The sequence below is a fragment of the Galactobacter sp. genome, from assembly GCF_022712295.1.
Taxonomy (GTDB): Bacteria; Actinomycetota; Actinomycetes; order Actinomycetales; family Micrococcaceae; genus Galactobacter.
On the sequence record NZ_JALAGT010000061.1, the window covers coordinates 14612 to 34534 of the forward strand.

Below are 19923 nucleotides of genomic sequence, written 5' to 3' on the forward strand. Positions count from 1 at the left end.
TGTGTGTTTCGTTGGGAAGAACTTCTTCGCGAATATCGTGACTTGTATGTACAAGTGGTGTGATCCTCGTTACTCTCGTCACATCGCCGCACTCATCACGTGGCTCACGACGAGGGGAAGCACCCGCCATGACATCCATCAACATCGACTCTCTGACCATCACCTACGGTGACAACACGGTCATCTCCGGACTGGACCTGAACATCCAGGACGGGGAATTCTTCACGCTGCTCGGACCGTCCGGTTGCGGCAAGACCACCCTGTTGCGCACCATCGCCGGGTTCATCACCCCGGCCTCGGGTTCCATCAAGTTCGGTGACAGGGACGTCACCTCCATCCCGACGCACAAGCGCAACATCGGCATGGTTTTCCAGGACTACGCGCTCTTCCCCGACAAGACCGTCAATACCAACGTCGCCTACGGCCTGAAGGCCCGCAAGGTACCCAAGTCGGAGATCCCCGCCCGGATCGAGGAAGCGCTCGATCGGGTCGGCATGGGTGGCTTCGGCGACCGACTTCCCGGTGCCCTCTCCGGCGGACAGCGTCAGCGCGTGGCTCTGGCCCGCGCGCTGGTCATCCGCCCAAGCGTGCTGCTGATGGATGAACCGCTCTCCAACTTGGACACCAAGTTGCGCATCCAGATCCGTGAGTCCATCGCGGAACTGCAGCGCGAGCTCGGCATCACCACGGTCTTCGTGACGCACGACCAGGAGGAGGCCCTGGCGATGTCGGACAGAATCGCCCTCTTCAAGACCGGGCGGATCGAACAGCTCGGAGGCCCCACCGACATCTACCAGTCGCCCGTGTCCAGCTACGCTGCCGACTTCATCGGTGCGGCCAACGTCCTTCCCATCACGGTGCCGGACGGGGTGTCATCGCGTGAGGGCGAGTCCGTCACCGTGGCGTTCGGCACCCAGCGGCTGAACGGTGTCAGCCGTTCCTTGATCGTTCCGGGAGACGGCTTCGCCGTTGCCCGTCCCGAGCACCTGACGCTGGCGGCCAAGGACGCCGCAGTCCCTGCCGGGGTGAACGCCGTACCCGGCAAGGTGCTCTACGAGCAGTACCTGGGACGCGTGCGGCAGTACCGCGTAGCGCTGAGCAACGGCGAAGAGATCCACATCAGCGAACTCGTGGACGGTCCGGGGTTCCCCGCTCACTCCGATGTGCAGGTGCATTTCCCGGAGACCAAGACGCTGGTGATGGCGTCATGAGCCGGCGTATCGCGTCCCCGCAGACATCCCAGACCAAGGCGATCGCCATCGTCGCCAAGGAGCGCAAGCGCAACTTCTCACCGTGGATGGTCATGAGCATCGTGATGGTGGTCCTGGCCCTGGGTTTCGTGGCCTGGCCGGTGCTCTCCGTCCTGGTCGGCTCGTTCGCCGGCGGAGGACTGGGAGGCTGGAAGGAGTTCTTCGGTGAATCCAGCTATCTGAAGGCGGTGGGGAACTCGGTTCTCCTCGCGGCCATCGTCACGGTGATCGCCACGATCATCGGTGTGTACCTTGCCTACTTCACGGCACGGTTCAGATTCTGGGTCAAGGCCGTGGTCGCGATCCTGCCCATCACCGCGATCCTGGTCCCTGAGGTCATCGTGACCCAGGCGTGGCTGATGGTCCTGGGCAACAACGGCGTGGTGACTCGCTGGTTCTACGAGAACTTCGACATCCTCCTGCCCTCGCTCTACGGCTGGCGTGGCCTCATCCTGATCCTCCCGCTGCTGTACTACACCTACGTCTACCTGGGCACCTTGGCCGCACTGCGCGGCTTCGACGCCCAGTTGGAGGAGGCGGCCCAGAGCCTGGGCACCTCACCTCTGATGGCCCGGATCAAGGTCACGTTCCCGGCCATCATGCCCGCCGTGATCGCCAATTCCCTGCTGGTCTTCACGCTCACACTCGGCAACTTCGCAACCTCCACCATCATCGGCGGCAAGGTGGACCTGCTGGCGCCGCTGACCTACAAGGCCTTCCTCGCGGAGACCGGTGGCAACCCCATGATGCAGTCGACGCTCGCGACGGTGTCGATCCTCATCGTCCTGCTCGTCCTGTATGTACAGCGGTCAACCGTGGGTAAGCGCAAGTACGAGATGGTTCAGGGCCGCTCCTGGGTCCCGATGAAGCTGCGCGGCGTCTCCGGAGTGGTGCAGTCCATCATCGCCGCAGTCATGTTGATCGCCTCCACGCTGCCGATGGTCATGGTGCTGGTCATCGCCTTCACCAAGGCCCGTGGGCCGGTGATGGAGTGGGGAACGTTCTCCCTGGACAACTTCCGCAACGTCATCACGCGTGATCCCCAGCCCATCCTGAACACCATCACCTTCGGTCTGATGGCCTGCCTCATCGGTGTCTGCGTCTCGATCATCATCTCCGTGCTGGTGGTGAAGAAGAAGAACCTGTTGACGCCCCTGTTGGATTACCTGGTGATGCTTCCGCTGGCGCTCTCCGGAACCGTGCTCGGTATCGGCGTCATGACCTCCCTGGGCAACGGCCCGTTGGCGCTCGCAGGCACTACCGCCATCATGGTGATCGTCTATGTGATCAGGCGACTGCCACACGGTATCCGTAACGCCTCCTCCAGCCTCCACGCGATTCCGGACAGCTTGGAGGATGCCTCGATCAGCCTCGGCGTCCCACCGTTCAAGTCCTTCGTGAAGGTGGTGCTCCCACTGATGGTCCCCGGTATCGCGGCCGCCACGGTGTTGACGTGGACCACCATCATCGCGGAACTCTCCGCCTCCCTGGTGGTGTACTCGGCCGGCCAGGAGACCATCACCATCAAGGTCTACAACCTGATGGGGACGGGACTGAACGGGCAGGCCGCCGCCTACGGTGTCTTCCTGCTCCTGCTGGCCATCGTGCCGATCATCCTGGCCCGTGTGTTCAAGGTTCGGTTGTTCGCATGAGCCATTCAACGGATTACCCCAGTCATCCCTTATCAGCCCCCAGCCGGCGTCAGCGCCCTGGCGAAAGGCAAGCAGCATGAAAACCACCAAGAAGCCACGTAGGAGTTTGCGGGCGGTGGCGGCCCTGGCCGCCAGTGCCTTCGCCCTGAGCGCATGCTCCGGCGGATCGGACCCGGAGAAGACCGTGGTCATGTACTCCTCGGCCAACGAGACCACGGTGGGGATCCTCCAGGACTCCGCCAGGGACAACGACCTGAAACTGGATCTCGTCACGGGCAGCTCCGGCCCCCTGCTCGAACGCATCAAGTCCGAGTCCAAGAAGCCCAAGGCAGACATCTTCTTCGGTGCGCCGGTGGAGAACCTGGCCCCGTACGAGGAGTACGCAACTCCCGTGGAATCCTCCGAGACGGAGGCCATCGATCCTGAGGTGCTCGAGCAGCAGGAAGGCTGGATACCGATCAACGGCCACGTGGTGGCCTTCATGGTCAACACGACTCGCCTTGATGTTGACGCACCGACCTCGTGGGAGGACCTGCTTGACCCCAAGCTCAAGGGCAAGATCATCGTGGCCTCCCCTGAGGATTCGAGCACCGCGTTGGTGGGCCTCTACGCCGCCTACAAGACGCTCGGCGAAGACGACTTCAAGAAGTTGGTGGACAACCTCGAGGTCAGTGACAACTCCGGCAACATCTATCCGGCCGTCTCGCAGGGCGAGTACCAGGTGTCGATCGGCTATGAGGCCAACATCTACCCTTATGTGGCCAACAAGCAGCCGGGTATCGAGATGAACTACCCCACCGACGGCACGGCGATCGCCTATGACTGCGTCTATCTGGTGAAGGACTCCCCGAATCCGCAGAAGGCGGCAGAGGTCGTGGATCAGATGCTGTCCAAGGACATCCAGATCCAAGAGCTTGAGGACTCCTTCCGACGCCCCGTGCGGACCGACATCGACCCCAGTGACTACACCGACTTCAAGAGTTTGGACGACCTCACCCTCGTGGACATCGATACCGATGAAGACGAGGCCGGCCGCGAAGAATTCCTGGAACTGTGGAAGGAGCTCACCAAGTGAGTATCAGTGACCACCCGGAAGTGGAGGAGTTCGTCTCCTTCATCCACGAACTCGCCGACGCCGCCGGGACCTTCCTGAGCGAGCGACACGAGGGCAGCCGTTTCGAGACCAAGCCGGATGCCAGCCCGGTCACGGAGTTCGACCGCGGCGTCGAGACCCGCCTGCGGGAGATGATCCGTGAGCGCTACCCGGAGCACGGGATCGTGGGGGAGGAGTTCGCTCCCCACAATGAGGAAGCCGAGTTCGTGTGGATCATGGATCCCATCGACGGCACCAAGTCCTTCGTCGTTGGGATCCCGATCTACACGACGTTGATCGCCCTGTGCCACAACGGGGTTCCGGTCATCGGCGTCATCAACGCGCCGAGTTCCAGGGACCGTTTCTTAGGTGTTGAAGGTCGTCCCACGACCCTCAACGACGTGCCGATCCGAACCAGCGGGCGCACCGAGCTGGACGGCGCCACCGGTGCCGTCAGTAACCCGACCAAGGTCATCGACTCCCAGCGCGCGGGGTGGGCTGACCTCGAGGACCGCACCGCCTGGTGGGTCTACGGCGCGGCCGCGTACGGTTACGGCCGTCTGGCCGCCGGGGGCGTGGATATCGCGGTGGAATCCGGGACCGTGGGTCCGTACGACATCAACTGCCTTGTCCCCATCATTGAGGGTGCGGGAGGCAAGGTGACCGACGGCTTCGGTGGCCCGGTCCTGCTGACCACCGGCGGGACGTGCGTGGCCTCGGCAACGCCGGAGCTCCACGATCAGGTCCTGGCGGTGCTCAACTCGGGAGTATGACCCCGCGCGCAGCGCGGCCCAAGGTCCGACGGCGGTGCCCCCTTTCGCGCGAAAGGGGGCACCGCCGTCGGACCTTGTGTTGTCCGCTCAGTCTGTGTTGTCCGCTCAGTCCCTGGGCTTGGGTGCGGTGCGGATGGAGATCCGGGCCGCCGGACTCTGCTGCCTGCGCACATTGTCGATGGCGAAGGTGGCCCGTCCGGGGAGATAGCGATTGTCCGTGTAGTCCATGACCACGCCGTGCTGATCCGACGTGGTTCGCCGCAGCCGCAGCAGCGCGGAGTCGGGCTTCGCCCCGAGCCAGTGGGCGTCGAATTCGTCCGCGGACATGGCGTCGATGACGTTGTGTGCGCGGCTGGCTTGGATGCCGTTCTCCTTGAGCACCTGGTAGACGCTGTTGTGGTCCAAGTCCACGGCCAGCAGGTGTTTTCCGCAGGGTTCCGTGTACATGCTGTGCTCGATCATCACGGGGTCGCCATCGAACATGCGCAGCCGGTCCACGGTCACGATGGGATCTCCCTCGCGGACGTGCAGGAGGTCCGCCGCGGTGGAATCCGCGAGACGCCTGGCGATCTCGATCGTCTTCTGCCCGGGTTCCTTGCCCAACTGCTCCGCCCAGTCGGTGAAGGAAACATAGGTGTCGAAGGATTGAGAGGGGACGGCCGGCTGCACGGTCGGCGGGGAGCCCTGTCCACCGACGATCAGTCCCTCCGTGCGCAGCCTGGCCAACGCCTGCCGCACGGGCCCGCGGGAGGTACCGAACTCCTTGACCAGGGAGCTCTCGCTGGGGACGCGATCGCCCTGCTTCCACGTCCCGGTGCGGATGCGTTCCGCCATCACAGCGTAGAGCTGGTGGTGAAGGGGTTCGTTGCGGGCCATGGTGTCAAGGGTAGTGGGCGCCGACGGTGTCAGGCGTTCACAACCGAGGTCAGCTCAGAGCCTCTGCGATCGCGTTGTTGAAGGCCTCCAGGTCACCCGGGTTGCGAGACGTGATGAGGTTGCCGTCCACCACGACCTCTGCATCCACCCAGTCCGCGCCGGCATTGACGAGGTCGGTGCGGGTGGAGATGTAGGAGGTCAGTTTGCGTCCGTTGGACAGGCCCGTCTCGGCCAGCATCCATGGGGCGTGGCAGATCGCGGCGACCGGCTTGTTGGCATCGAAGAAGGCCTTCACGAAGGCCTGGGCGTCGGGATTCAGGCGGAGGGAATCGGCGTTCAGGGTTCCGCCGGGCAACACCAGGGCGTCGTAGTCTTCTGCCTTGGCCTCCGCAACGGGCACGTCCACCGTGAAGACGGCGGCGTGCTCCCAGTCGCCGTTCATGGCCTGCACTGTTTTCTCGGATGGCGAGACCAGCACCGTGGTGGCTCCAGCTTCGTCCAGGGCCTCGCGGGGGCTGGTCAGTTCCACCTGCTCCACACCACGGGTCAGGAGGAATGCGATCTTCTTGTCACTGATGGCCATGCTCTGCTCCTTGTCTACGAACCGGCCAGGTCACGATCTGGAGTCCCAGTGGTCACTGACCGGGCTTGGTGCTTCACTACGGGAACGCACGTGCACAACGCGATATTCCGTTGGAAGGAGGGGGTCAGCCAGCGCTGGAACCGCGTATCACCAGGTGTGGAGTGATGACCTGTTCCAGCTGGCTGGGTTCATCGCCCCGCATGAGGGTCAGCGCGGTCCGGGCGGCAAGGCGGCCGATCTCGTCATTGTGGGGGTCCACGCTCGTGAGATCGATCCGGGGCATGGAGGCCAGAGTGGAATTGTCGAACCCGACCACGGCCACGTCCCGGGCAACGCGTAAACCGGCCTCATCCACGGCGGTGAGCGCCCCGATGGCGGCCATGTCGTTGACGGCGATGATGGCGTCAGGCCGGTGGCCCGCGGGCTGGGCAAGCAGTTCGGCAGCCGCCTGCCTGCCTTCCGATTCGGAGAAACCGGCCGGTCGGGAGCGCGGCGTGACGTCGTGTTCCGCGGCCAGGACCCGATAGGCCCGTTCGCGAGCTTCGGAAACCGGGCCGGCCTTACCGCCCACGAACCCGATGCGCTGGCGACCGGCCGCGACCAGATGCTCCACGGCCAGACGCATGCCGACGGCGTCATCCACGTGGATGGAGTAAGAGCCGGGTCCGGGGGCTGCGGACGCGTACACGGTCGGGATGTCGTCGAAGAGGGGGGAACCCTCTGCCGTGCCGATGATGATCAACGCCTTGGGTCGGAGATCCTTCACCATCGTCACGACCCGCGTATCGAGCCGACCGTACGAGGTGACTTTTCCTGGGTACCCGGGAAGGGTTGCGGCGGTGATCAGTCCATACTCGCCGTGGAGGTCCAGTTCGGCACGTACGGCGTCTGCGATGGCTGCGAAGAGCGGATTGTGCAGGTTCACCACCACGATGGCGACGAAGGGCATGCCGTCGGTGGCCAGGGATCTGGCCAGCATATTGGGGCGGTAGCCGAGCCGGGCTGCGGTTTTCAGGATGGCTTCGCGGCGTCTTTCGCTGACCCGTTCCGGCTCCTTGAACGCCAGGGAAACCAGCGACTTGGATACGCCGGCTGCCGCAGCGACGTCGCGAATCGTGGCGCGTGCAGACTTGCCTGGGGAGGCGTGATCCTCCGGGCTGCCTGCGTTCAAATCGTCCACCCGCACATCCTTGCATAATCGCCGCTTGACACTGTGCCACGTGTCACCATAGCGTGGTCTCGATCGGGTTTGAACCGGTCCAAAATCTCCCTCCATTCAACGAGGGCGTTGTTCGGCCCAATTTTGAACCGGTTCAAAATGGAGCGACCCGGTCTCAAGAGCCGGGGACAGAAGCTCGCCGCCAGCGGGCACCATCCCGGCCCTGGAACAAGCCCGAGCAGGACCACCCAGCAACAAGACCACCCAGCAGATAAGACCACCAAGAACAATCAGGAGCAGCAATGGCGCGCCAAGACATGTTGATCGGCAACGAGTGGGTCGCCGCGAGCAGCGGCGATACCGTGGATGTGCGTTCTCCCTATGACTCTCGGGTGGTCGGAACGGTTCCGGCAGCCGGGGCCCAGGACGTGGAGGCCGCCATCAAGGCTGCGCAGCAGGGTGCGGAGGAATGGCGTCGCACCCCGGCCTGGAAGCGTGCAGACGTCCTGACCAAGGCCGCGGCCCTGGCGGACGAGCGGACGGAAGACATCGCCCGCGTCATGTCCTACGAGAACGGCAAGACCCTCACCGAGGCACGCAGCGAGGCCGGACGTACAGGAGACATCATCCGCCTGGCCGCCTTCGAGGGAACCCAGCTCTACGGGGAGACCCTGCCCCTGGACGCCAACCGGGGCACCGGCCAGGAAAAGATCGGCTTCACCCTGCGCCAGCCTGTTGGCATCGTCGCCGCCATCACCCCCTTCAACTACCCCGCACTGCTGGTCAACCACAAGATCGCTCCGGCGATCGCCGCCGGGAACGCGGTGATCCTCAAGCCGGCCACCGCGACCCCCTTGACCGCCTTGGCGATCGCGGAGTGCTTCGTGGATGCAGGACTGCCGGCGGGCGTTCTCAACGTGATCACGGGCCGCGGATCAACGATCGGCGACGCGCTCGCCACCGACGATCGGATTCGCAAGATCTCCTTCACCGGCTCCACCTCGGTAGGTGAGCACCTGGCCGCGGTGGCCGGAATCAAGAAGCTCTCCCTGGAACTCGGCTCCTGCTGCCCGGTCATCGTGCTCCCGGACGCCGATCTGGATCTTGCCACCAACGCTTTGGCTCTTGGCGCCTACACCAACACCGGTGAGGCCTGCATCTCCGTCCAGCGCGTCATGGTGCACCAGGACATCGCGGCGGAGCTGACGCAGCGCCTCAAGGAGCGCACCGAGCAGATCACGGCGGGTGATCCTCAGGACTCCGGGACCACCATCGGCCCCTTGATCTCCGAGCCGGAGGCGCAGCGCGTGGAGGAGATGGTGCAGCGCGCTATCGCCGCAGGCGCCACGTTGGTCACGGGAGGTCAGCGTGAAGGCGCGGTCATGCAGCCCACGCTGCTCACCGACGTTGCCCCGGACGCCGAGATCGCTCAGGAGGAGATCTTCGGCCCGGTCATGGCACTGGTGAGAGTCAAGGACGTGGATGAGGCCATCGAAGTAGCGAATTCCTCCCGCTACGGCCTGGGCGCCGGTGTCTTCACCAATGATCTCGACACCGTGGTTCGCTGCGCGCGTGAGATCGACGCGGGCACCGTGGACATGAACTGGACCTCCCTCTTCCGCGCCGACCTGATGCCCTACGGCGGACTCGGCGCCTCTGGCATCGGCAAGGAAGGTGTGCGCAGCGCGGTCGAGGAAATGACGGAAGTCAAGACCGTGGTGCTGCACGGCCGCCCCTGGTCCTGATCCCGACACCCGACCACGGGTGCCGCAGGCGCCCAACCCATGCCCGACGCGTCGGGCACAGAATCGCTCGAAAAGGCGCCTTGGGCGCCCTACTCCGGACCATCCCGGAATCTGTTCGAAGGAGAACACCACCGATGTCAAGCCATCCTCAGGACGCGACCGTCCGACTCACCGTGGCGCAGGCCGTGGTGCGTTTCCTGAATCACCAATACTCGGTGCTGGACGGGGAACGCCGTCGCATGATCCCGGCCTCCGCCGGCATCTTCGGCCACGGCAATGTCTCCGGATTCAGCCAGGCCTTCTCCCAGTTCGGTGACGACATGCCCTTCATCCAGGGACGCAACGAGCAGGCACTGGCTCACGCAGGCGCCGCCCTGGGTAAGGCCACGCAGCGGACCCAGACCCTGGCCGTGACCGCATCCATCGGCCCCGGGGCCATGAACCTGGTGACGGCGGCCGCCTTGGCCACCGTGAACCGGCTACCGCTGTTCCTGCTGCCGGGCGACACCTACGCCACCCGCCGACAGGGCCCCGTGTTGCAGCAGCTCGAGAACCCCCAGGACCCGGGCCTCACGGTCAACGATGCCTTCCGTCCGGTCTCCTCCTTCTTCGACCGCATCACCAGGCCGGAGCAGCTCATCACCGCGCTTCCGCAGGCCTTCCGGGTGCTCGCGAACCCGGTGGAGACCGGCGCGGTGGTGCTCTCGGTGCCCCAGGACATCCAGTCCCATGCCTACGACTTCCCCGAATCCTTGTTCCGCGACCGCGACTGGGTCATTCGCCGCACCATCCCGCAGCCCACGGAACTCGACGCGATCGCTGAGGCCGTCCGTTCCGCAGAGAAGCCGCTGTTGATCGCGGGAGGCGGTGTGCACTACTCACGAGCCTTCACCGAGCTGGAGGCCTTCGGGGAAGCTACCGGGATCCCCGTGGCGGAAACCTTCGGCGGCAAGGGTGCGGTCAGCACCGACGCGGAATGGTTCCTGGGCGGGCTGGGGCTCGAGGGAACGCCCGCCACCAATAGGCTCGTGGCGCAGGCGGACCTGATCATCTCGGTCGGCACCCGGCTCACGGACTTCGCCACGGGAGCGCAGACCATGTTCAAACACCCGGACGTGCGTTTCGCGAGCATCAACGTGGCGGAACTCGACGCCATCAAGCAGGGCGCCATCGCGGCCGTGGCCGACGCCAAGCTGGGGCTCGCCGGCCTCACCGAGCGGCTGGACGGTTACCACGTGGATACCTCCTGGACCCAGGAGACCGCAGCGCAGAAGGCCGAATGGGCTCCGCGTCGCGCAGCCGCACTGAACCCCGATGAGGTCTACGCCAAGACATCGGACACCCCGGACACCGACGCGATCCTGACGCAGGGGCAGCTCATCGGCCTGATGCAGGAGCACGCCAAGGGTGGCGACACCCTCATCGCTGCGGCAGGTGGCCCTCCAGGAGACCTGCTGAAGGTCTGGGACGCCACGGGCGCTCGACACTGCCACCTGGAGTTCGGCTTCTCTTGCATGGGCTACGAGATCCCAGCAGGCATGGGTGTGCGGCTCGCGGACCCTGACCCGGCACACCGCGTTTCCGTCTTCATCGGGGACGGCACGTTCCTCATGAACCCCACCGAGATCCTGACCGCGGCGCAGGAAGGCCTCAAGGTCACCTACATCGTCTCGGAGAACCACGGGTTCCAGGTGATTCGTCGCCTGCAGATGCTCAAGGTGGGCAAGCAGTTCGGCAACGACTTCCGCTACCGCGGCGAGGGCGGAACCGAGCAGGCGGCCCTGGATGGTGGTTACCTCGCCGTGGGTCTGGAGAAGATCGCTGAGGGCCTTGGCGCCCACACGGTGCGAGCCACCACGGCTGCCGAGGTGCGTGCCGCGTTGGACTCCACGCGGGACATCGACGGCCCTGTGGCCATTGTGGTCCCGACCGTCCCGCTCGTGGACCTGCCCGGGTCGGAGGTGTTCTGGGACGTGGCTCCGGCCGAGGTCTCTGAACAGGCGTGGGTGGCCCCCATCCGCGCCGAGTACGAAGAAGACCTGAAGGAGCAGCGGTGGCACGTGTGAGCGGACAGGAAGATCTGACGATGACCCCAGTACAGCCGATGACCCCAGTACAGCGCGGCGGCGACGCCACGAGCGTGGTGGCGCGAATTCTCTCCGGCGAACGCACCATCGGAACGTTCGCGGGACTCGGCTCCACCACGGCGATCGAGGTGCTGGCCGCTGCGGGCCTCGACTGGGTCCTCGTAGACCTGGAACATGGCGGCGGGGACGAATCCCAGGTGGGCGACGCCGTCGCGGCGGCAGGTGCCTACGGTGCGGCCACGCTGGTGCGCGTCGAGAGCGCAGAACGCATCCGGATCGGCCGTGTCCTTGACGCGGGAGCCGCAGGGGTGATGCTGCCCCGCATCGCCTCTGCGGAGCAAGTGGAGGAGTCCCTGAAGCACTTCTCCTACCCGCCGCTCGGTGACCGAGGAGTCGCGACCTACAACCGCTCCGTGCGGTGGGGCCTGGACAAGGCCGCGCTGGAAGCGGACCCGGCCCTCGTGATCGTGCAGATCGAGACGCTCGGCGCCCTGGACCAGGTGGAACGGATCGCCGCGATTCCCGGCGTGGATGTCCTCTTCATCGGGCCGCTGGACCTCTCCTACGCGCTCGGCACGCCCTTGGACTTCTCCTCGGAACCGTTCAAGGCCGCGGTGGACCGGGTCATCAAGGCGGCCAAGGACCACGGAAAATCCGCAGGAATCCTCTCCGCCACCACCGACATCGCAGCCGGTCGCGCCGAAGAGGGATTCACCTTCCTCCCCGTTGGCTCGGACGCCACTTTGCTGGTCGATGCCGCCCGCGGCATCATCTCGACGCTCGCCTGAGCCGCTCGCCCCTCATCTTCCCTAGGAGTACCCCCATGAACTCACCTCGCACCATCGGTGTAGGCCTCATCAGCGTCGGCTGGATGGGCCAGCTTCACTCCCGCGCCTACTCAGCGCTGCCCGTCATGTACCCCGAGCTCGGCATCAAGCCCCGACTGGTCGTCGCGGCAGACACCAATCCCGAGCGCGCCCAGTACGCCGTGGACGTACTCGGGTACGAGCGCGGCGTCACCGACTACCACGAGGTCCTGACCGACCCCGAGGTCGAGGTGGTCTCCATCTGCGCGCCCAACTTCCTTCACGCAGAGATCGGTGCTGCCGCGGCCGCTGCAGGCAAGGCCTTCTGGATCGAGAAGCCGGTGGGCCGTTCCGCCGACGAGACGCAGGCCGTGGTGGACGCGGCGGATGCCGCGGGGGTGGCTACCGCGGTGGGCTTCAACTACCGCAATGCGCCGGCCATCGAGTATGCCCGCAAGATCATCGCGGAGGGCAAGTTGGGGCGGATCAACAACGTCCGCGGCGCCTTCTTCGCGGACTACTCCGCCGAACCCAACGGTGCCCTGTCCTGGCGCTTCATCCGTAACCTGGCCGGCTCCGGCGTACTGGGCGACCTCCTGGGTCACTTGACCGACCTGGCTCACTACGTCGTGGGTCCCATCGACTCGGTCGCTGCCACCACCAAGACCGTCTACGCAGAGCGTCCCAAGCTGCCCATGGGGCAGGCCACCCACTTCGCCGTGGTGGAGAACGGCGAGATGGCTCCGGTGGAGAACGAGGACTACGCCGGACTGCTGGTGCGTTTCGGGCCCGACGCCGTGGGTGCCGGTGCCGTGGGCACGCTCGAGGCCTCCCGGGTCACGGTGGGTCCGCGTGCGGAGTATTCGCTCGAGGTCTATGGCACCGAGGGCTCTCTTCGCTGGAACTTCGAGCGCATGAACGAACTCGAACTGGCATTGGGCTACGACGGTCCTCACGTGGGCTTCACTCGTGTCATGGCCGGCCCGGACTTCGGGGACTTCAGCCACTTCCAGCCTGGCGCGGGCACCTCCATGGGCTACGACGACTTCAAGGTCGTGGAGGCCAAGAAGTTCCTGCTCTCGTTCGTGGGGCAGGACTCGGCGCACGCAGATGTGCATGACGCACTGGCCGCGAACCGTGTCGTGTATGCGGGGGAACAGGCGGCGGCGAGCCGCGCCTGGGTGGATGTGGAGCAAGTCGCAGGAACCACTGCGGCCCGCAACACCAGCGCGGTCCCCAGCGCAGCCGGAGCGTCGGCATGACACGTCCCGTGGTCGTAGGTCTCGGGCCGGTTCCGGCAGACGTCGTGGAGCCCGTGCTCGGTGACGTGGAGTTCGTGGCCGAGCCGACCGCCGCAGACCTCGCACGGGCGCACGGCGCCATCGTGCGCGCGGCGGTCACGGTGGGGGAGGAACAACTGGAGAACATGCCGGAGCTGCGGGTCATCGCCCGCACCGGCGTGGGTGTGGACGACGTGGACATGGCGGCCGCCGCCGCCCGCGCCATTCCGGTGGCCATCACCCCGGGTGCCAACACCAACGCCGTGGCCGAAGGGGCGTTGGCTCACATCCTGCATCTCGTGAAGTCGCTCGGCCCCTTGACGGAACTCATCAGGAAGGGCGGGTGGGCGGAACGCACCGGCATCCCCGTGGGTGACCTCGAGGATGCAACGCTGGGCATCGTGGGCTATGGCCGGATCGGACGACGGGTGGCTCACCTGGCCACGGCCTTCGGCGCCCGGGTCTTGGCCTACGACCCCGTGGCACCGGTACCCGAGGACCGAGATGCCGGAGGGCTGGAGGCACTGCTCGAGAACTCCGACATCGTCTCCCTGCACGTGCCGCTGCTCGCGAGCACCCGCAACCTGGTGGACGCGGAGGCCTTGAGCCGGATGAAGCCCGGCGCGGTCCTCGTCAACGTGTCGCGCGGCGGGTTGGTGGATCTGGATGCGGGACTCGCTTCGCTGGAATCCGGTCACCTGGGTGGCCTGGGACTGGATTCCTTCGACCCTGAACCTGCGACCCCACATCCGCTCTACCGTCACCCGCGCGTGGTGCTCACCCCCCATGTCATGGGCCTGTCCGCCAAGGCGGCGCGTGCCACCTTCATCGACGCGGCCCGTGCCGTTCGCGCGGTGCTGGACGGTGGCGCACCGGCCGCGGTGGCCCAACCGGACACCTGAACCCCCCATCACTTCGACGAAGAAGACGAGTAACCAGCTCATGACTGATATTCAGATCGCGGCAGCCCCCATCTCCTGGGGTGTCTGCGAGGTCCCGGACTGGGGCCACCAGATGGATCCCGATCGCGTGCTCACCGAAATGGGCGAGCTCGGGTTCGCGGCCACCGAGTTCGGCCCGGAGGGCTTCCTGCCCACCGACCCGGAGGCCAAGGCACGGCTGTTGGCCGAGCACGGCATGCGGGCCGTGGGAGGTTTCGTTCCCGTCCTCTTGCACGATCCGGACCACGACCCGCTGCCGGAGATCGTCAGGGAACTGGCCTCCTACGAGGCGGCAGGCGCCGGGACCATCGTGCTTTCCGCAGTCTCCGGCCAGGATGGCTACGACGCCCGCCCCGAGCTGGACCGTACCGGCTGGGCCACCCTGCTGGACAACCTGGGGCGGGCGCGTGAGGCCGCAGCGAACGTGGGTGTCACCGCCGTGCTGCACCCCCACGCCGGGACCATGGTGGAGACCACCGCGGATGTGCAACAGGTCCTCGACGGCAGCGAGATCGGCTTCTGCTTCGACACCGGACACCTCTTCATCGGCGGAACAGACCCAGTGACCTTCGCGGCCGAGCACGCGGACCGTATTCTCCACGCACACCTGAAGGACGTGTCCCTGCAGCACGCGGAGCGCGTGCGTGCGGGCCAGAGCACGTACTACGACGAGGTCGTGGCGGGAATGTATCGGCCGCTCGGCCAGGGCGACATCGATATCGCGGCCATCGTCACCTCGCTGTTGGACGCCGGCTACACCGGCTGGTTCACGCTGGAGCAGGACAACGTGATCAGTGAAGAACCGGCGCCTGGTGACGGCCCTGTGTCCGACGCCGCGGCGAGCCTCGCGTACTTGCGTTCCGTGGCCGATGGACACGGTTCAGCTCGGGAGGTCAACGCATGAGTTCGCTGCAGGATGCTGCCCTGACGATCGGCGTCATCGGGCTCGGCCGGATCGGCATCATGCACGCCAGGAATCTGGCGCAGCAGCCCGGCGTCGAGGTCCTGGTGCTGATCGGTCGTAACCAAGAGAAGCTGGACGCTGCGAAGGCCGAGTTGGAGCGGGCGTTGGCCCCCGGCGCACCGGCGGAGATCGCGGGTGAGCTGGCGCCTGCGGACGTCGAGACACCCACCATCCGGACCCGACTCACCTCGGAGGGATCCTGGACGGATGGCCTCGACGGGGTCGTCATCGCCACGTCGACCGGGACCCATCCCGAACTGGCTGAGACGGCCGCCTCAGCGGGCGTACCGCAACTGCTGGAGAAGCCACTGGGGCTGGACCTGGAGCACACCGCGAACCTCGCTGCCCGACTCGAGGCGTACGGAACCCCCATCATGGTGGCCTTCCACCGCCGCTACGATCAGGGCTACCAGGAACTGCGCCGTCAGGTGCAATCCCGGGAACTCGGCCTGATCCGTCAGGTCGCGGCCGTTGATCACGACCACTACCACGTCACGCCGGACTACATCCCGACCTCTGGCGGCATCTGGCGCGACCTCGTGATCCACGACTTCGACGTCATCCCCTGGATCCTGGGAGAGGAACCGGTGTCCGTGTTCGCTTCGGGGTCCGTCCTGGATCGGTCGGACTACGGAGACCACGGGGACCTGGACACCGCCACGGCCGTGGTGACCTTCGAGTCCGGCGTGCAGGCCGTCGTGTCCGCAGGCCGCCGCATCGGTACCGGTCAGCACGTGGACGCCACGGTCTACGGTTCCGAGGGCGTCGCGGCGGCCGGCTACGACTCCAGGACCCCCATCGCCTCCACGGAACCCGACGGCCCCGTTCCCGCCTCGACGTATGACGAATTCGTCAACCGATTCGAACCGGCCTTCCGCCGGGAGATCGCCCACTTCGTGGCCATGGTGCACGGCGAGGCGGACTCGCTGACCTCGCCCAGTGCGGGAGTCACCGCATCGCGGTTGGCGCTCGCAGCAGAGGAATCGGTCCGCACGGGGCGTCCGGTCCTGTTGGCGGAGATCAAGGACGCCGTAGCAAACGGCGAGAAGAGCACCGAAGCCGACCACACGGCGTCGGACATCGAAAGCACACAAGGAGCATCCGCATGAGCAACGCGAGACTGGGTTTGATCGGGACCGGTCGTATCGGATCCGTCCACGCCACCAACATCGGGGCCTCCTCCGAGGCCGACCTTGCCTGGGTGGCCGATCCATTCGTGGACGGCGCCAACCGGGTGGCAGCGCAGACCGGGGCGCGGGCAACCGACGACCCAGCAGCGGCCATCGCGGCCGGCGACGTGGACGGGGTCATCATCGCCTCCCCGACCCCCACGCACGCGGACCTCATCGAGGCGGCCGTCGGCGCGGGCGTCCCCGTGCTGTGCGAGAAGCCCATCGACCTGGACCTGGCGCGGGTGGACCGGCTGGCACCCGTGGTCGAGGCCTCGGGCGTACCCGTGGTGGTTGGCTTCAACCGCCGCTTCGATCGTGACTTCGCAGCGGCGCGAGCTCGTCTCGACGCAGGGGAGATCGGCCAGCTTGAGCAATTGCGCATCACCAGCCGCGACCCCGCAGCCCCGCCCGCCGACTACGTGGCCGTATCCGGCGGCATCTTCCGCGACATGACCATCCACGACCTGGACATGGCTCGCTACATCGCCGGGGACATCGTGGAGGTCTCGGCCACGGGCGCCAGGCTCTTCGACGCGGGTGCTGCGCAGCATGGCGACTTCGACACCGTCATGCTGACCCTTCGCGCGGCAACCGGTGCGTTGGTGTGCATCCAGAACTCTCGGCACAGCGCCGTGGGCTACGACCAGCGCATCGAGGTGTTCGGCCCCGACGGGATGCTGGACGTGGTCAACGCACCCACCTCGCTGCTGCGTTCCTCCACCGCGACGGCCGTCGAGTCGGTTGGCGGTCCCTACCAGCACTTCTTCCTGGACCGATACGCACAGGCCTACACCGACGAACTCTCTGCCTTCGTGGGACTGCTCCGGGGCGAGTCCTCGCAGTTGGCGACCTATGCGGACGGGCGTGCGGCCCTGGCTCTGGCGGACGCGGCCCAGCGTTCAGCCGATACGGGCACCGTGGTCGCCGTCTGAACCGACGACGGTGGTCCCCACACCACGAACAGTAGAACCGACACAGGAAACCTTCGGCCCTCGGCCGGGTGCGTGCAACCACGCACAGATACCTCAGGAGGCTCAGAAGTTGAGCACCAACGTCCCACCGCTCATGATCAAGGACAACGACCTACCGACCATGCCCGTCAAGGGTCCGCATCGAAAGCGAATCGGCGTCATTTCCATCGTGGCGTGCTTCGGCGGGCTGCTTTTCGGATATGACACCGGAGTCATCAACGGCGCCTTGAACCCGATGTCCTCCGAACTCGGACTGACCGCTCTGTCCGAGGGCGTGGTCACCTCATCCCTGGTGTTCGCAGCCGCGATCGGCGCACTGTTCGGTGGACGACTTTCCGATGCCGTAGGGCGGCGAAGCACGATCATCGTGCTTTCCGTCCTGTTCTTCGTGGGAACGTTGCTGTGTGTCTTCACACCGGGGGTCGCTGTGTTGGTGGCAGGGCGCATCTGCCTCGGGCTCGCGGTGGGCGGCGCCTCCATCACGGTGCCGGTGTACCTGTCGGAGCTGGCCCCGTTCGAGATCCGCGGATCGTTGTCCGGGCGCAACGAGCTCGCCATCGTCACAGGTCAGCTTGCGGCATTCGTGATCAACGCCGTGATCGGGACGGTGTGGGGACATATCGACGGAATCTGGCGTGTCATGCTCGCCATCTGTGCCGTTCCGGCCGTTTGCCTCTTCATCGGCATGCTGAGGATGCCGGAGTCACCCCGCTGGCTGATCGAACATGGACGGAACGACGAGGCTCTGCAGGTGCTCAAGAGCGTGCGCACCGAGGACCGTGCCGTGGCGGAGATGCAGATCATCGAGGACCTGGCCAAGGACACCACCGGGGAGAACCGCGTGGGCTTCAGGGCCGTGTTCACCTCCAAATGGGCTTTGCGTATCGTCCTGGTCGGCATCGGCGTAGCCGTGGCACAGCAGCTGACTGGGATCAACTCGATCATGTACTACGGGCAGACCGTGCTCATCGAGTCCGGTTTTGCTTCCAATGCCGCGCTCATCGCCAATATCGCTCCAGGCATCGTGGCCGTGGTCGGTGGCTGTTTCGCCCTGTACATGATGGACAAGGTGGACCGGCGCAAGACCTTCACCATCGGATTGAGCCTGACCACTCTGTTCCACCTGCTGATCGGGATCTGCTCCGTGGCGATCCCGCAGGGCGCCGCGTTACGGCCCTGGGTCCTGCTCTTCCTCATCGTGTGTTTCGTGGCCTCCATGCAGACCTTCCTCAACGTGGCGGTATGGGTGTGGCTTGCCGAGGCGTTCCCGCTGCCCATGCGTGGCGTCGGTACCGGCATCTCTCAGTTGTTCGGCTGGGGAATCAACGGTCTGCTCGCACTGTTCTTCCCGAGTCTCGTGGCCGGCATCGGCATCACCGGGGTCTTCTTCCTGTTTGCCGGGGTCGGGGTTCTCGCTCTGATCTTCGTGGTGACGCAGGTACCTGAGACCCGTGGAGTCTCCCTAGAACGAATGGAGGAAGGCGTGGTGTCAGGCCAGGCATATCGCTTCTCCGAGTGGCGCGACGAACGCGATCGGGAGACCGCGGATCGACTGGCACGGAGGGCCTCTGCGTCCCAGGAAACGGAAGCGGTGACCAGCCATGACTGAGGCGATCGTCGCCACCTGCTGGACCAGTGCAGGCGATGCCGCTCCCATGCGGGCCAGTGAGGCCAGCCCCGTGGACCCCCTGGAGCGGGTGCGGGCTGTCGCCGAGGCCGGCTACCGCGGTATGGGTTGGGTCTTGGAGGACCTTCGTGCCATCAAAGCCGGGGTGGGATATGCGGCCGTCGCGGAGGCGATGGCGGCCGTGGGGCTCTCGCACGTTGAGGTGGAACTCGTCGGTGAATGGTGGAAACCGGACGAGGTCTGGCGCGGGGCTTGGAAGGAGCTACTGGAGGCCTCGGACGCCTTCGGCGGGGCGGCCATGATCAAGGCAGGTACCGACCAGGCTCCGGCGCTGGAGGACCCCACCGTGCTTGCGCCAGCGTTCAGGAGGCTCGGCATCGAGGCGGAGGCCCACGGCACCAGGGTCGCACTGGAGCCGCTTCCCTTCGGGATGGTGGCCTCCATGCCGGCTGGAGCGGAGCTGGTGCGGGCCACGGACCATCCGGCCTGTGGGCTCGTGGTGGACTACTGGCATATTTTCAGGGCGGGAACGAGTTTCTCTGACGTTGTGAATAATTTGACACCGGAAATGATTTTCGGGGTCGAGCTGAATGATGCCGATGCGGAGCCGATCGGCACGTTGTTCGAGGATACGCGTGATCGTCGCCGTTATCCCGGCGAAGGTGTGCAAGACATGCACGGCTTTGTGCAGTGCATGAGGGATCTCGGGTATCAAGGCGCGTGGGGTGTTGAAATCCTCTCCGAGGAACACCGATCCCTATCTGTCGCGGAAGGTTTGCGTCGAGCATTTCGCGCAACGGAGGCGATTCTCTGAGCCCGTGAGGGGGCGTGTGAGACAACCGACAAATCCGGTAGCCCGTTTTCTTCATGACTCCGATTCATGAAGAAAACGGGCCGGAAGAGTTTATTTAAAACACATCCAAACTACTTGCGAAAAATATTCG

The 19923-nt window shown here is 65.6% G+C and carries 17 protein-coding genes; 14 read left to right on the plus strand and 3 right to left on the minus strand.

Annotated elements, in window-relative coordinates:
• The first annotated feature begins 128 nt into the window (after positions 1 to 128).
• From Q0A15_RS04675 to Q0A15_RS04690, 4 genes are all read left to right on the plus strand, one after another.
• Positions 129 to 1211 carry an ABC transporter ATP-binding protein gene (locus tag Q0A15_RS04675; RefSeq protein WP_291278367.1) on the plus strand — a complete coding sequence of 361 codons (1083 nt, stop codon included), beginning with the start codon at positions 129 to 131 and terminating at the stop codon, positions 1209 to 1211.
• A complete protein-coding gene (locus Q0A15_RS04680; protein WP_291278368.1) occupies positions 1208 to 2902 on the plus strand; it encodes an iron ABC transporter permease in 1695 nt (564 codons plus the stop codon). The genes Q0A15_RS04675 and Q0A15_RS04680 overlap by 4 nt, the downstream gene beginning before the upstream one ends.
• 76 nt (positions 2903 to 2978) lie before the next feature.
• The gene (locus Q0A15_RS04685; RefSeq protein WP_291278369.1) at positions 2979 to 3977 is read left to right on the plus strand and encodes an extracellular solute-binding protein; all 999 of its coding nucleotides are present in this window, start codon (positions 2979 to 2981) and stop codon (positions 3975 to 3977) included.
• A complete protein-coding gene (locus Q0A15_RS04690; RefSeq protein ID WP_291278370.1) occupies positions 3974 to 4768 on the plus strand; it encodes an inositol monophosphatase family protein in 795 nt (264 codons plus the stop codon). Before Q0A15_RS04685 ends, Q0A15_RS04690 begins: the two co-directional genes overlap by 4 nt.
• Positions 4769 to 4873: 105 nt before the next feature.
• Here Q0A15_RS04690 and Q0A15_RS04695 read toward each other — a convergent pair whose 3' ends face one another.
• The 3 genes from Q0A15_RS04695 to Q0A15_RS04705 all read right to left on the minus strand — a co-directional run bounded on the left by Q0A15_RS04695 (position 4874) and on the right by Q0A15_RS04705 (position 7407).
• A complete protein-coding gene (locus Q0A15_RS04695) occupies positions 4874 to 5644 on the minus strand; it encodes a GntR family transcriptional regulator (RefSeq protein ID WP_291278371.1) in 771 nt (256 codons plus the stop codon).
• Positions 5645 to 5693: 49 nt separating this feature from the next.
• Positions 5694 to 6227 carry a type 1 glutamine amidotransferase domain-containing protein gene (locus Q0A15_RS04700; RefSeq protein ID WP_291278372.1) on the minus strand — a complete coding sequence of 178 codons (534 nt, stop codon included), beginning with the start codon at positions 6225 to 6227 and terminating at the stop codon, positions 5694 to 5696.
• Between the two features lie 124 nt (positions 6228 to 6351).
• Positions 6352 to 7407 (minus strand): LacI family DNA-binding transcriptional regulator, encoded by a 1056-nt coding sequence (locus Q0A15_RS04705; RefSeq protein WP_291278373.1) that lies wholly within the window; start codon positions 7405 to 7407, stop codon positions 6352 to 6354.
• A gap of 281 nt (positions 7408 to 7688) precedes the next feature.
• On the opposite strand from Q0A15_RS04705, the gene Q0A15_RS04710 reads away from it, so the two are divergent.
• The 10 genes from Q0A15_RS04710 (at position 7689) to Q0A15_RS04755 (ending at position 19793) form a co-directional block, all read left to right on the plus strand.
• Positions 7689 to 9131, plus strand: coding sequence for an aldehyde dehydrogenase family protein (locus Q0A15_RS04710; RefSeq protein ID WP_291278374.1), 1443 nt, complete (start codon positions 7689 to 7691; stop codon positions 9129 to 9131).
• 134 nt (positions 9132 to 9265) lie between these two features.
• Positions 9266 to 11197 (plus strand): 3D-(3,5/4)-trihydroxycyclohexane-1,2-dione acylhydrolase (decyclizing), encoded by a 1932-nt coding sequence (gene iolD / locus Q0A15_RS04715; protein WP_291278375.1) that lies wholly within the window; start codon positions 9266 to 9268, stop codon positions 11195 to 11197.
• Entirely contained in the window at positions 11194 to 12006 is an 813-nt protein-coding gene (locus Q0A15_RS04720) for an aldolase/citrate lyase family protein (protein WP_291278376.1), read from the plus strand. Before iolD ends, Q0A15_RS04720 begins: the two co-directional genes overlap by 4 nt.
• A 35-nt stretch (positions 12007 to 12041) precedes the next feature.
• On the plus strand, positions 12042 to 13286 hold the full coding sequence (locus Q0A15_RS04725) for a Gfo/Idh/MocA family oxidoreductase (RefSeq protein WP_291278377.1): 1245 nt from the start codon (positions 12042 to 12044) through the stop codon (positions 13284 to 13286).
• Positions 13283 to 14206 carry an NAD(P)-dependent oxidoreductase gene (locus Q0A15_RS04730; protein ID WP_291278378.1) on the plus strand — a complete coding sequence of 308 codons (924 nt, stop codon included), beginning with the start codon at positions 13283 to 13285 and terminating at the stop codon, positions 14204 to 14206. Before Q0A15_RS04725 ends, Q0A15_RS04730 begins: the two co-directional genes overlap by 4 nt.
• A gap of 49 nt (positions 14207 to 14255) precedes the next feature.
• Positions 14256 to 15149 carry a sugar phosphate isomerase/epimerase gene (locus Q0A15_RS04735; RefSeq protein WP_291278388.1) on the plus strand — a complete coding sequence of 298 codons (894 nt, stop codon included), beginning with the start codon at positions 14256 to 14258 and terminating at the stop codon, positions 15147 to 15149.
• Positions 15146 to 16318: a Gfo/Idh/MocA family oxidoreductase gene (locus tag Q0A15_RS04740; RefSeq protein ID WP_291278379.1), complete on the plus strand. Its 1173-nt coding sequence runs from the start codon at positions 15146 to 15148 to the stop codon at positions 16316 to 16318. The genes Q0A15_RS04735 and Q0A15_RS04740 overlap by 4 nt, the downstream gene beginning before the upstream one ends.
• Positions 16315 to 17313 (plus strand): inositol 2-dehydrogenase, encoded by a 999-nt coding sequence (gene iolG / locus Q0A15_RS04745; protein WP_291278380.1) that lies wholly within the window; start codon positions 16315 to 16317, stop codon positions 17311 to 17313. The genes Q0A15_RS04740 and iolG overlap by 4 nt, the downstream gene beginning before the upstream one ends.
• A 133-nt stretch (positions 17314 to 17446) precedes the next feature.
• Complete coding sequence (locus tag Q0A15_RS04750; protein ID WP_291278389.1) at positions 17447 to 18961, plus strand: sugar porter family MFS transporter; 1515 nt, start codon at positions 17447 to 17449, stop codon at positions 18959 to 18961.
• Positions 18954 to 19793, plus strand: coding sequence for a TIM barrel protein (locus Q0A15_RS04755; RefSeq protein ID WP_291278381.1), 840 nt, complete (start codon positions 18954 to 18956; stop codon positions 19791 to 19793). Before Q0A15_RS04750 ends, Q0A15_RS04755 begins: the two co-directional genes overlap by 8 nt.
• The last annotated feature ends 130 nt before the right edge of the window (positions 19794 to 19923 follow it).

Excerpts from the sequence above, each read along its gene's own strand:
- Q0A15_RS04675 (WP_291278367.1), top strand. The coding sequence starts at position 129 with ATGACATCCATCAACATCGACTCTCTGACCATCACCTACGGTGACAAC.
- Q0A15_RS04680 (WP_291278368.1), top strand. The coding sequence starts at position 1,208 with ATGAGCCGGCGTATCGCGTCCCCGCAGACATCCCAGACCAAGGCGATC.
- Q0A15_RS04685 (WP_291278369.1), top strand. The coding sequence starts at position 2,979 with ATGAAAACCACCAAGAAGCCACGTAGGAGTTTGCGGGCGGTGGCGGCC.
- Q0A15_RS04695 (WP_291278371.1), bottom strand. The coding sequence starts at position 5,644 with ATGGCCCGCAACGAACCCCTTCACCACCAGCTCTACGCTGTGATGGCG.
- Q0A15_RS04700 (WP_291278372.1), bottom strand. The coding sequence starts at position 6,227 with ATGGCCATCAGTGACAAGAAGATCGCATTCCTCCTGACCCGTGGTGTG.
- Q0A15_RS04710 (WP_291278374.1), top strand. The coding sequence starts at position 7,689 with ATGGCGCGCCAAGACATGTTGATCGGCAACGAGTGGGTCGCCGCGAGC.
- iolD (WP_291278375.1), top strand. The coding sequence starts at position 9,266 with ATGTCAAGCCATCCTCAGGACGCGACCGTCCGACTCACCGTGGCGCAG.
- Q0A15_RS04725 (WP_291278377.1), top strand. The coding sequence starts at position 12,042 with ATGAACTCACCTCGCACCATCGGTGTAGGCCTCATCAGCGTCGGCTGG.
- Q0A15_RS04730 (WP_291278378.1), top strand. The coding sequence starts at position 13,283 with ATGACACGTCCCGTGGTCGTAGGTCTCGGGCCGGTTCCGGCAGACGTC.
- Q0A15_RS04740 (WP_291278379.1), top strand. The coding sequence starts at position 15,146 with ATGAGTTCGCTGCAGGATGCTGCCCTGACGATCGGCGTCATCGGGCTC.
- iolG (WP_291278380.1), top strand. The coding sequence starts at position 16,315 with ATGAGCAACGCGAGACTGGGTTTGATCGGGACCGGTCGTATCGGATCC.
- Q0A15_RS04750 (WP_291278389.1), top strand. The coding sequence starts at position 17,447 with ATGATCAAGGACAACGACCTACCGACCATGCCCGTCAAGGGTCCGCAT.
- Q0A15_RS04755 (WP_291278381.1), top strand. The coding sequence starts at position 18,954 with ATGACTGAGGCGATCGTCGCCACCTGCTGGACCAGTGCAGGCGATGCC.